13 protein-coding genes are annotated in these 11,986 nt (G+C 35.7%); 1 reads left to right on the forward strand and 12 read right to left on the reverse strand.

Annotated features, from left to right (window positions below):
* Positions 1-52 precede the first annotated feature (52 nt).
* The 4 genes from CHSO_RS16445 to CHSO_RS16460 are packed head-to-tail and all read right to left on the reverse strand — an operon-like array spanning position 53 to position 2,529.
* Positions 53-742: a response regulator transcription factor gene (locus CHSO_RS16445; RefSeq protein ID WP_045498252.1), complete on the reverse strand. Its 690-nt coding sequence runs from the start codon at positions 740-742 to the stop codon at positions 53-55.
* Positions 743-754: 12 nt separating this feature from the next.
* Positions 755-1,531 carry a sensor histidine kinase gene (locus tag CHSO_RS16450; protein WP_045498255.1) on the reverse strand — a complete coding sequence of 259 codons (777 nt, stop codon included), beginning with the start codon at positions 1,529-1,531 and terminating at the stop codon, positions 755-757.
* Between the two features lie 21 nt (positions 1,532-1,552).
* Positions 1,553-2,185: a hypothetical protein gene (locus CHSO_RS16455; RefSeq protein WP_144428945.1), complete on the reverse strand. Its 633-nt coding sequence runs from the start codon at positions 2,183-2,185 to the stop codon at positions 1,553-1,555.
* Between the two features lie 17 nt (positions 2,186-2,202).
* Positions 2,203-2,529, reverse strand: a complete 327-nt coding sequence (locus tag CHSO_RS16460; RefSeq protein ID WP_045498258.1) for a hypothetical protein — start codon at positions 2,527-2,529, stop codon at positions 2,203-2,205.
* A 323-nt stretch (positions 2,530-2,852) separates the two neighbouring features.
* On the opposite strand from CHSO_RS16460, the gene CHSO_RS16465 reads away from it, so the two are divergent.
* A complete protein-coding gene (locus CHSO_RS16465) occupies positions 2,853-3,695 on the forward strand; it encodes a T9SS type A sorting domain-containing protein (protein WP_045498261.1) in 843 nt (280 codons plus the stop codon).
* A gap of 201 nt (positions 3,696-3,896) precedes the next feature.
* Here CHSO_RS16465 and CHSO_RS16470 read toward each other — a convergent pair whose 3' ends face one another.
* The 8 genes from CHSO_RS16470 to eco all read right to left on the reverse strand — a co-directional run bounded on the left by CHSO_RS16470 (position 3,897) and on the right by eco (position 11,983).
* Positions 3,897-4,346, reverse strand: coding sequence for a VOC family protein (locus CHSO_RS16470; RefSeq protein WP_045498264.1), 450 nt, complete (start codon positions 4,344-4,346; stop codon positions 3,897-3,899).
* A gap of 41 nt (positions 4,347-4,387) precedes the next feature.
* Entirely contained in the window at positions 4,388-4,759 is a 372-nt protein-coding gene (locus CHSO_RS16475) for a VOC family protein (protein WP_045498267.1), read from the reverse strand.
* A gap of 30 nt (positions 4,760-4,789) precedes the next feature.
* Positions 4,790-5,260, reverse strand: coding sequence for a hypothetical protein (locus CHSO_RS16480; RefSeq protein ID WP_045498281.1), 471 nt, complete (start codon positions 5,258-5,260; stop codon positions 4,790-4,792).
* Positions 5,261-5,269: 9 nt separating this feature from the next.
* On the reverse strand, positions 5,270-5,725 hold the full coding sequence (locus CHSO_RS16485; protein WP_045498283.1) for a DUF1569 domain-containing protein: 456 nt from the start codon (positions 5,723-5,725) through the stop codon (positions 5,270-5,272).
* Between the two features lie 292 nt (positions 5,726-6,017).
* Complete coding sequence (locus CHSO_RS16490) at positions 6,018-7,226, reverse strand: ABC transporter permease (RefSeq protein WP_045498285.1); 1,209 nt, start codon at positions 7,224-7,226, stop codon at positions 6,018-6,020.
* Between the two features lie 76 nt (positions 7,227-7,302).
* Positions 7,303-8,259: an HlyD family secretion protein gene (locus tag CHSO_RS16495; protein ID WP_045498296.1), complete on the reverse strand. Its 957-nt coding sequence runs from the start codon at positions 8,257-8,259 to the stop codon at positions 7,303-7,305.
* Between the two features lie 11 nt (positions 8,260-8,270).
* Positions 8,271-9,683, reverse strand: coding sequence for a TolC family protein (locus CHSO_RS16500; protein WP_045498299.1), 1,413 nt, complete (start codon positions 9,681-9,683; stop codon positions 8,271-8,273).
* 1,811 nt (positions 9,684-11,494) lie between these two features.
* Positions 11,495-11,983, reverse strand: a complete 489-nt coding sequence (gene eco / locus CHSO_RS16505) for a serine protease inhibitor ecotin (RefSeq protein ID WP_045498302.1) — start codon at positions 11,981-11,983, stop codon at positions 11,495-11,497.
* Positions 11,984-11,986: the final 3 nt, after the last annotated feature.

Below are 11,986 nucleotides of genomic sequence, written 5' to 3' on the forward strand. Positions count from 1 at the left end.
AGTTTTTTATTTCAAAATACAAACTAATTTAATCAGAAAATATCAATAAAATTTAATCGAATCTGTCTTTTAGATAATTTGTGTCTACCATTTTACTTTCTATGGCATAGACTACCAAACCAGCTGTATTTTTAGACCCTGTCTTCAGAAGGAGGCTATTACGGTGTCCTTCTACGGTTCTTGAACTTATAAAGAGCTGATCTGCAATTTCAGGAGTGCTGTACTGTTGGCAGATCAACTCCAGTACTTCTTTCTCTCTTTTAGAAATGTGATTGGCATCAAAGATACTGGAAACCTTCTTCTTGGGCTCAGTCAGGTTCTGATGTAAAGCTTCCATTACTTCCATATTATAATAGAATCCTTTTTGATGTACTTCTCTAATGGCATTAACCAATTCTGAGGGACTTGAATTTTTTTTCAAAAAAGAACATGCCCCAGACTGGATCATATTGACAATAAAAGCTTTTGTATTATAGCTGGTGAGGGCTATAATTTTGATCTGAGGGTATTTGATATGGACCTGTTTGGTGGCTTCCACTCCGTTAATTTCCGGCATATTGAGATCCATCAATATAATCTCCGGTAACTCTTCAAGGGTAACAAATGCATCAAGCAATTCTCTTCCATTGCTGAAATCACGCACCAGCACAATATCTTTTTCTCTCTGTATCAACAATGAAATTCCCTGACGAAATAGTGCTTCATCATCTACGATCATCAGGCGAATGGTATCTTTTTCCATCTTATTAATCAATTAAAATGTAAATTCTACGGTAATTCCTTTGCTGTTTTCACTTTCTATCTTCAATGTACCATTGATAAGCTCTACCCTACTTCTTATATTCCGTAATCCTAATCCTCCTTTCAGAACGTCTTCATTGGGGTTAAATCCTTTACCATTATCCTTATAGATACATGTATTTTTTCCATCCTTTCCTTTAAATACGATATTAATATGAGTACTTTCCCCGTGTTTTATAGAATTATTAATCAATTCCTGAAGTATCCTAAAGATATGCAAATTTTTTTCGTCCTCAGCTTTTGCAAAATAAAGATTATTGGCATAAGAAATCTGTACGGTTTTAGACATGTTGATCTCTGAGCACAATGCATCTATGGCGGCATGCAATCCAAATTTTTCGAGAATCGGAGGAAGAAGGTCATGAGAGATCTGCCTGGCACTTTCTGCGGTGGTATTTAGCAGATTGATGATTTTATTTTTCATTTCATTATATTCCTCTCTCGTTAAATTTTCAAAGTCCAGCAGATGGATATTCAAAGAGACTACACTTAATTTTGAACTGATATCATCATGCAGGTCCTGAGCAATCCGTAATCGTTCTTTTTCCTGAGAGCTTATAATGGCATGGGTAAGGTCTTTCTCATACCTGAGTTCCAACTCTTTCTTTTGAAGAAGATTTTTTGTTATTTTTTTATTTGAAAAATAGTAAAATATGACCAGCGTAACCGCCAGCAGAGTAAAAGCCAAAAAGGTATATACTATAGTGGAAATAATTGTATTTTCATTCATGTTGTAAGATCATAACAGTAATTACACATTTTTTCTGCGGGAAAAGAAATACTCGGCAAAAATAAAAACCTGATAAACGATAAACATCACCACATTGAAAACCCAGATTTCTCTGTGCAGAGTGGTATTCATTACCGTATACAGATTTCCGGACAGGAATATTACAGTACTGCTTATCAGATACAGCAGAAGCCCAAGGCTTATATAGTTGTATTTCTTTTCAGTATCCAGTATATTGTATAAATGAAACAATGCCAGAATAATAAGGGAATAGGAAGTGACAAATATTTCAAATAAGTTGAATACATAATATTTCTCCGGATCTATGATATACTGCACGATCAGAACCGAAGGGATCATAACTAAAAGGAATCGTGCTATATTTTTTTGATATTTTTCAGTTAAAATTTCATGAAAAAAAAGTCCCAGCAACAAAAACTGAATAATCAGATAATAATGAGAAAAAAAGAGATTATTGATCCTCTGATAATTTAACACATAAAATACTATTTCACAGATTAATATCCATGCCAGATAGCTTATAAAAAACGTATAGGCTCTTCCTGAATGGAAAAAGCCTATACAGTATACTGCCAGATTAATCAGCAGAATGCCTTTTCCAATTAACGACAATATTTCAATCCAATGATCCAATGATCTTCAGTTTTAGATTACTGGTCCCACCATATTACCGTTGAGCATACGCTTGGGCATGGCGTCGTCATATCATAAACATAATATCCATTATCATAATCTACAATATCATTCCCTTTAGCATCTACTCCAACCATTAAAAATTTATATACTCCGTCATCGCTAATAGCATTGTAGCCACGAAGATGTTCAACGTTTAGATCTTTGCTGAAAATATCTTGTACATCTTTTTTAGGGATCATGTGCGCTTTTATTTCAAGCCCTGAAGTTAATTCTTTTAACTGCCATCTCTTAATCCATTTTATGGCTTCTTCCAATAGTACTGCATGTTTAGGTAATTCCATAGTTATTTGTTTTAAATGTTATAGGTTTTGTACAAAATGAAGTTATGAAAAAAACAAATTATATACTCAAAATAAATTTATTTTATTTTCAACAGTATCAATCTCTTCTATTTTCTTCAAAAATAAAACAATATGAATAACCAGAAACACGTATTTATACCTGTTTTACAATTCGGAATGTAATACGCTGTTTTCACCTGTTATTTCGCCGTTACTTTGGGATATTATTTAAAGTGATACTGCACAGAGCGATCAACAACACACCTGACATCCTGATATATTCTGTAACTATTTTAAAAACACTAACCATAAAAATCTACATCATGAAAAAAATTATCCTTTTTACAATTCTTATCTTTCTCAGTAAGATGGCAAACATCCATGCACAAACGAGCACTATGACTTTTGAAAATGCGGTGAATGGCAGCACAACCTTTACCGATAATAGCTATACTTTTAACATTGTTTCCCAAGCCGGTACTTTTAGGGTTCAGAAAAATTACCCCAATACAGGCTGGAACGGAACTGCCAATGATAATGCTTATATTGATAATACAGGAACTACGAATATCAATGCTCCATCTTTCAGTGTCAAAAGCAGTTCTTCATTTAAGGTTTCCAGGTTTTGGGTATTCTTAAGCAATACCGCATTAAACCAATCTACCTCATCGGGAACATTAATCATTACAGGAAAATTAAACGGAGTCATCAAGTTTTCCACTACCAAAACCTCCGGTTTTAATACAACATTCAACGCTACAATAGGAACAACAGGAAACTACAATGGGTTTACACTGATTGATCTTACAAACCTTAATAATCAAAACTACAGTAATATAATCATTGACGAGATCCAGCTGCAATCAACCGGTGGTTATGTATATATGTGCCTGGATGCATTTACGTGGTCAAAAACTCCAACATTAGGAGCTGCTGAAATTCAATTTCAAAAGAAAGCGAGTCTATACCCGAACCCTTCTTCCGGAATTTTCCACATAACCCAGGAGAAAAACAGTACAATCATTTTATATGACCAATCCGGAAAACTTGTGAAAACAACAGAAGCTGCCAAAGGGGACAACAAGATTGATATTACCGAACTTCCTGATGGAATTTACCTCATGAGATCCGAATCAGAAAGCTATAAAATTATTAAAAAGAACTAATCTTATTCAATAAAAACAATTTACGATAGGTACTAAAAAGAGGCTGTCTCAAAAGTGTCATTCTGAATAAAATGCAATGTAATGAAGAATCTCAAACAACTGACCAACAATGAGATTCTTCCTTCTTCAGAATGACAAAAGCCAAATTATTTGACTTTTGAGACAGCCCCTTCTTTATTATTTTTTGGACTAAAATCAGTTTTATGGATGCTGCTGCATTTTTGCAGGATCGTCATAATTAACCATCCAATTGATCCCGAATTTATCGGTAAACATCCCAAAATAGGCACCCCAGAAAGTGTCTGCCAATGGCATTGTTACCTGTCCGCCTGCAGAAAGACCATTGAATAATTTCTCTGCTTCTTCTTTAGATTCTGCATTGATAGAGATTGAGAAGTTATTTCCTTCTTTAAAGTTAGAAGCCCATTCTCCACCTGTATCGCTTCCCATTAGTACAGTTTCTTTGGAAATAGGAAGGGTAACGTGCATAATTTTGTTCTTATCTTCTTCCGGAAGTTCTTTTCCTTCCATCGGAGGCATTTCTCCAAAAGTTCCGATATAAGGATATTCTCCTCCAAAAACCGACTTATAGAAATCGAATGCTTCTCTACAATTCCCATTGAATGTTAAATAAACGTTTACTGATGCCATGATTGTTTTTTTAGTTAAGTTTTAATTGTTTTGAATTCTGTTTATCTGTGTTGATCTATCAGGATCATATTTCCATCCGGATCTTTCAGGTAGATATGTTCAGGTCCTGAAGTAGTTTCATCAGCTTCTTTATCAAGCTCTACTCCACCTTCCTTTAAACGCTTCTGGATTTCGCGTACATCTTCAAATGATTCAAGATTTTGGGCGTTTTCATCCCATCCCGGATTGAAAGTCAGCATATTTCCATCAAACATAGCCTGAAACAGACCTATTAAAGTAGATCCGTTTTTCATAATCAGATAGTTTTGCGCTGTAGCTCCGGCCATGATTGTAAATCCTAGCTTTTCATAAAAATCTTTGGATTTCTGAAGGTCTTTTACACTTAAGCTGATTGAAAATGCCCCTAGTTTCATATTTTTTAATATTGAGAAATTGTTTTAGAATTACTGGTTTTTCAGATGGGTCTTAAAGATAAGGGTTCCGTCATAGCTTTTCCAGTCACCGATAAGTTCAATATACTGCCCTTCCACTTTTTCAGTTTTCCTGTTCCATTTAAAATTATAAACGAACCGCCCTTTAAAAACTCCGGAATGTTTTCCTTTATTCTCTTCAGCCAGTTCATATTCTCCAAATACAGTTCCCTGTTTTTTAGAATCTTTATATTTTGAAATGGTGATGGTTCCTTCAAATTTGGCATAATGGGTATCCACAAGAGAATATCCTGAAACAAAATACTCTTGATCATTCTTTTTATTCTGTTCAGAAATATTAATCTTAAGCTTCAGTTGCTGCCCCTTATTTCCAATCGTTCCAGTATAAGGCTTGCTGTTATTCAGCCATGTATTTGAAATATCCGGCATCTGCGCCAGCACAAATTGGGTTGCCAGAATGAAGAGCAATAAAAGTTTTTTCATATTGTGATTTTAAACTCCGAATTGGGCCAGGTGATGATTTAAATGTTTTGCAAACATATTGTTCCATTCCTGAGCTTTTAATTTTCCGAAAGAGAAAGATTCTTTACCATCAAAAGCATCTGCTCCTAGTTGTTGGGTCTTTTGAATAAAACCAACCAGTCTTCTCTTTTCTTCTTCAAAGTTTTTTCTACCTGATATTAAGAACTGTGGAGCTGTAGGAGAATCTCTTGGATAAGCTTTCTCACCCACGACTTTAGATTTCACAAAAGTCTTTAAAATAAATTTCGCAATAGATCCCGGTTTTTTATGTTTTTCCGGTTCATACACCATTTCATAAGCAATACAACAGTGCGCCAACATCTGATCCACTGTCATTTTCCCCCACAATCCATGTGTATCTTCTACCAGTCTGTTTATTCTATCAATATAGTTTTGAGCGTCTTTTGCGTCAAATACATTTTCCATATACGATCTGTTTTTACTACAGACAAATATATCAGTTTTTTTGTTTGATTTTTATGGTGGAAGATTTTTTTGTTGCAAGGTTTGGGTTTGGGAGTTTGAGGGTTTTAGAGCATGAAAGTATTGGTGTCAGTTTTATCTTTTTCACAGCTATTCTATCTCGACTACCACTTGATGTGTAACCATTCCCCTCCTCCGGAGCGAGGTGGTTTTAAAGTTTGAGAGTATAAATGCAAATACCGAATGAAAACCATTGTCATCATTCGGTATTTGTACTTTTTCAAACTAATATAATTTATTCAGTTTCCTCTTCAGAGGCTCCTTCCATAGCAATTTCCTGTGGAGCCGCTTTTTTGAAAATAAACCAAAGTTTAATCTTTAAAGCAATCCATCCTATGATGGCATAAACCACTAAAAGAATACTTAAATGTTTCAGATATGGGAAAGTCAATTCTACAGATCCTTTCTGAATCAAGAGGATTTTAAAAGCCTGTAAAAACGGAGTTAATGGGATGATATTCGCGATAAACTGTACAAATGCCGGCATTGCGCTTAATGGCCATGTAAAACCACTGATGATAAAAGCGGGAGAGGCAATTACCATAAGAATCTGTGTTGCCTTTAAAGCATCCGGAATCAATATACTGATGAATACTCCCAAGAAAGATACCGAGCCTACAAAAACAGCTGTCAGAAGGATAAAATTAAGTATTCCCTCCGGCATCGGAACCCTGAAGATCATGTGCATAAAGTAGTAAATACCTACGATCAGTATGGAAGATATCCAAATAGGAATTACTTTAATCAGCATAGTTGGGAATGCCCACTTCTTCATTTTCACATATTCTTTTACAAAAGATCCTCGTTGGAATTCTGCCGCAAAACTTACCGCCATTGCCAGCAGAATAACCTGTTGCAATACTACCGCCAACATCGCCGGCCACATAAAGATCAGATAATTTCCGGTAGTATTGAAAAGAGTAATATAATTGGCTTTGAAAGGCTCATATTGTGTCGCAGCCTTTACTGCAGGCATTCCGGCTTTTTGTAGCGCTTTAATGGATGCTCCGGCAGAAAATGTTCCTATGGTAAGCTGAAGTGCTTTGGAAGCAAAGTTAGCCGTTAAAACATTTCCTGTGTTGATATAAACGTTCAGCTCAGGGTATTTTTTCTGAAGCATATCACCTTCAAAACGGGATGGTATAATCACCACTGCAGCTGCTTCATGCCGAATAACCTCATTCTTTATACTCAAAGGTTCCTGAATATACTTGATGATCTTAATGCTCTTATTATCATCCAACATTTCCGTTAATTGATTGGACAAAGGGGTATTATCTCTATCTACAACTAATACAGGCGTGTTTTCAACTTTTCCGCTTTGGTAGACAAACCCCAGCAAGGTGGCATAAAAGATCGGTGCCACAAAGAACACTGTTCTTAAGGTTGAATTGCTGAAAAAAAGCTTGAACTCTCGTTTTAAAAGACGGAAAAATTCTTTCATCTGTATATTTTAATGTTTTAAATAATCAGACAGAGCCTTCCATGTACTGAGCCTGCCATCTTATTTCGTTTCATAATTATTTTAGGATAACGTTCGCATTTACCAAAAGGCTTTTGGCTTTATTCATATCCGTTGGTTTTACTTTAATCTCGTAAATGGCATCCTGTAACTGGTAATCAGGATAAGCTGTAGTAATATCGGCATATCTTGTCAATTGCTTGATATAAACAACTGTTCCCTGTAGGCTTTCTTTGTTGTAAACGATCTGCATATTCACATTCTGGCCTTTTTTATATTTTGAAATGGCACTTTCAGGAACGGTAAATCTGAAATAAGTACTTTCGGGAATATATCCGTTGAATAAAGCAAATCCTGCGGTTGCCAGTTCTCCTGTATTCAAACTGATGGTTTCAATTTCCATATCATTGGTTGCAATGATATATCTCTCTGAGTAAGCCACATTCGCTTCCTGTAATGCTCCTTTTGCCTGAGAAGCCTGCCCCGCTGCCATTTCCACTTTTTCAAAACGGGTTCCTCTGTTCACATCATCCAGCTCTGCCACTACAGCATCATATTGTGCTTTTGCGCCCTGAAGTTTGGCGTATACTTCATCATGTGCCTGTGGTGACATTAGGCTGTCTCGGAACATATTATTGGCTCTTCTGTAAGACTTCTGTGCAAAGTCATATTGCTCTTTCAGTCCTTTATATTTTGCCTGAAGCTGTCTCAGCTGATCCGGTGTGGCTCCGTTTTTAGCCATTTGTTCCTGAGCCGTTGCAGCACTTACGGCTCCCTGAGCCTGGGCAATTTTTGCAGACACTTCCGGTACATCAAGCTGTGCAAGAGTATCTCCCTTTTTTACAGTCTGGCCTTCAGAAACATATATTTTTAAAATCCTTCCGGTTACCTTTGGAGCAAAAGAGATCACATCCTTTTTTGTTTTCCCCTCAGGTTCTTTAATTTTTTCGTTTTTCTTATCACAACTTCCCAGTAAAAACAGAGAAGCAAAGACTATAGCTATATTTTTATGCATCATTTAAATTTTTATGGGATTAAATAAAATTTGGTAATATCCAGTTCCTGAGTAGCCCTCATCAGTTCTATTCCGGCTCTTCTCTGGTTGAAAATGGCATTCTGATATTCCAGTTCCGAAGCTTCAAGATCGTTTTCTGCATCAATAAGCTGGGATGATTTGCTCATTCCGTATCTGAATTCTTTTTCAGCCTGTACCAATGCATTTTTAGCCAGTTCTTTTTCTTTAGCTTTTAAAGTGATCTGTGCGGTAGCAATATCATAATTGGTTTGGTTATTCGCCAGATTTAATGATAATTTTTTCAATGCATCTTCTTTCTGGTTCTGTAGTACTTCCTTCCCTACTTTAGCTGTTTCTTCAGCATGTTTCCCTTCTTTTCCATCAAAAATCTCCCACTTAAACCCAACTCCGGCTGTGATTAAAGGAAAAATATTAACATTATTAGGGCTCCAATCCAACTTTTTCCCTTCATATCCAAGAATCGGAATGGCAGGAACTATATTTTCAGAACTTTTGATGTGATTGCCATACAATCCGATATAGTACGCGGAAGCCATCAGCTGAACTTTTGGAATCATCCATGTTCTTTCTGCCTTTATTTTATAATCTGCAGCAGCAATCCCATGTTCAAGAGCACGTACTTCAGCTCTCTGCTCTATTCCTTTTTCTGCCGTAAGAAGTTCTACAGGAGACAATACCGGATCTATCATTCTCAAACGCTCCCTGCTGATTCCCGTTAAAATATAAAGTTGGGTAAGAAGTAATTCTTTTTTCCCTTCATATTCTATGACTTTCGCATTTAAAGTAGCCTGAGCCAGTTCAATTTTCTTATGGTCGTAAGGAGTAATCAGACCATAGCCTAATGCTTTATCTGCTGTTTTCTTGTTGATGTCCCGCCTTTTTTTGCTTTCATCCAATACCTTTTTAGACTGATGGATCAGTGCCAGCTGGTCATAAGCTCTGGAAATACCCGCCACGACTTCATCCCTGGATTTTTCTAACAGAATATCTTCAGATTTCTTCTTTTCCTCAACGGCTTTTTTCAGATATTTCACCTTTCCTCCGGAATATACAAGCATCTTGGCTTCTGCTTTGGCTACTCCTGAAAATCCGGATACATTGAAATTATTGTTGAAAGCACCTTCAGCGATATTAATAAAAGGAGCCAGATTAATTTCGGGGGACGTAAGTCTTGCTGTTCCGTTAAGATAACCGGCCTTACCACTTAGTTCCAGAGTAGGAAGAAAGATATCTTTTAACTTGTGTTCATCAAGATCGGTAAATTTGTTTTGGGTAATCTGCATCTTCAGGTTCGAGTCCCGAACCATTGCACTATCCAGAAGTTCTTTAAAATCCGGCGCAGACTGTGCCCAAGCAGGAAAAGCAAAAAAACTAAACGTAAAAATCAATAAATTGTTTTTCATGGTTTATGTTTATAACAAATATAATGCAAAAAATGTTAAAATACTCAAAGATAATTTAACAAAACCATGTATTTAAAATAAGTTTAAAATGTGTTTAAGTATAAAAGTCTTTACAATAATGTCTTATCAAAACCGTTTAAAAGTTAATTAAAAACTAAAAATCTTTGAAAAAAATTTTAACTCCACTTTTATCTTTCTCCTCTTAAGGTCATTTTTTGTAGAAAACAAAGGCATTTAAAGCCTCCGAACTGGAATATCCAAAAGAAAGCATAGAGTAAATACTATGATTAATCTGAGTTCAGGTTAATGAAATTCTGATTCTTTTAACGCTAAGATCGCAAAAGGGTTTAATCTATATTGAAAATAACTTCGTGCGCAAAGGCATTCCATTCAGCTAAGATATTTACTGCCTCATTGCTGAGTGAAACGCCTTGGCGGTCTTAAAAAAAATGAAGATTGCAGAAAAAACTTTGCGACCATTGCGTTATGAAAGAGACTTCCTAGGTAAGAATCAAAAGATAATATGAGTAAATATTATTAACCTGAGTTTGGATTATGAAGCTCTGGTTCTTTTAACGCGGAGGTCACAAAAGTTTTTTAACAGAATAGAAAATATTTTCGTGCGCAAAGGCATTTCATTCAGCTAAGATATTTACTGCCTCATTGCTGGGTGAAACGCCTTGGCGGTCTTGAAAAAATGAAGATTGCAGAAAAAACTTTGCGAGCATTGCGTTATGGAAAAGACTTCCTAGGTAAGAATCAAAAGATAATATGAGTAAATATTATTAACCTGAGTTTAGCTTATGAAGCTCTGGTTCTTTTAACGCGGAGGTCACAAAAGTTTTTTAACAGAATAGAAAATATTTTCGTGCGCAAAGGCATTTCATTCAGCTAAGATATTTACTGCCTCATTGCTGAGTGAAACGCCTTGGCGGTCTTAAAAAAAAATGAAGATTGCAGAAAAAACTTTGCGAGCATTGCGCTATGAAAGAGACTTCCTAGGTAAGAATCAAGAGATAATATGAGTAAATATTATTAACCTGAGTTTGGATTATGAAGCTCTGGTTCTTTTAACGCGGAGCTCACAAAAGTTTTTTAACAGAATAGAAAATAACTTCGTGCGCAAAGGCATTTCATTCAGCTAAGATATTTACTGCCTCATTGCTGGGTGAAACGCCTTGGCGGTCTTAAAAAAATGAAGATTGCATAAAAAACTTTGCGACCATTGCGTTATGAAAGAGACTTCCTAGGTAAGAATCAAGAGATAATATGAGTAAATATTATTAACCTGAGTTTGGATTATGAAGCTCTGGTTCTTTTAACGCGGAGGTCACAAAAGTTTTTTAACAGAATAGAAAATATTTTCGTGCGCAAAGGCATTTCATTCAGCTAAGATATTTACTGCCTCATTGCTGAGTGAAACGCCTTGGCGGTCTTAAAAAAAAATGAAGATTGCAGAAAAAACTTTGCGAGCATTGCGTTATGAAAGAGACTTCCTAGGTAAGAATCAAAAGATAATATGAGTAAATATTATTAACCTGAGTTTAGCTTATGAAGCTCTGGTTCTTTTAACGCGGAGGTCACAAAAGTTTTTTAACAGAATAGAAAATATTTTCGTGCGCAAAGGCATTTCATTCAGCTAAGATATTTACTGCCTCATTGCTGAGTGAAACGCCTTTGTGATCTTAAAAAAGGATGGAGATCTTCAAAAAACCTTTCGATCTATTGCGTAGAATGTCATAAAACATATAAAAGCGAAAACTCCCCACATTGCTGCGAGGAGTTTTCTGTTTATAATAAGCTTGCAAATTTTACTTCTGAACTGCTTTCTTCATCCCGTTATCAGGTCTTAACACTCTGTAACGAACTTCAATATCTTTTGGTACATAGAATACCAATGGCAGTTTACTGTTGTATCTTACGATTTCCGGTTTAAGGGTAACAAACTTTTTAGACAGTTTTTTATCAAGACAAGCCATTAATGTGCCTGCTGCTTCTCCTTTTGATTCTACTTCATAATAGTTGTATCCCCATCCCTGAAGATCCTGACTTTTCATTTCTCCCATTAAAGAGTAGTTGTTGCAGTCTAACATTTTTTCAGCCCCTACAAAAACTTCCACTTTTAAGTCGTTTTCATTTTTTGCAACCGGAAGCTGAATATATACTTGTTTGTATCCTTCTTTAGCTTTTGGGAACATTTCAATCTGTAGTTTTTCAAACTTTTCAGCTTTCTTTTGAGCGAAAGCACTTACTCCAGCCATCAATACCAATCCAGTAATTAAAGTTTTTGAAAATTTCATTTT

It is taken from the genome of Chryseobacterium sp. StRB126 (genome assembly GCF_000829375.1).
Taxonomy (GTDB): domain Bacteria; phylum Bacteroidota; class Bacteroidia; order Flavobacteriales; family Weeksellaceae; genus Chryseobacterium.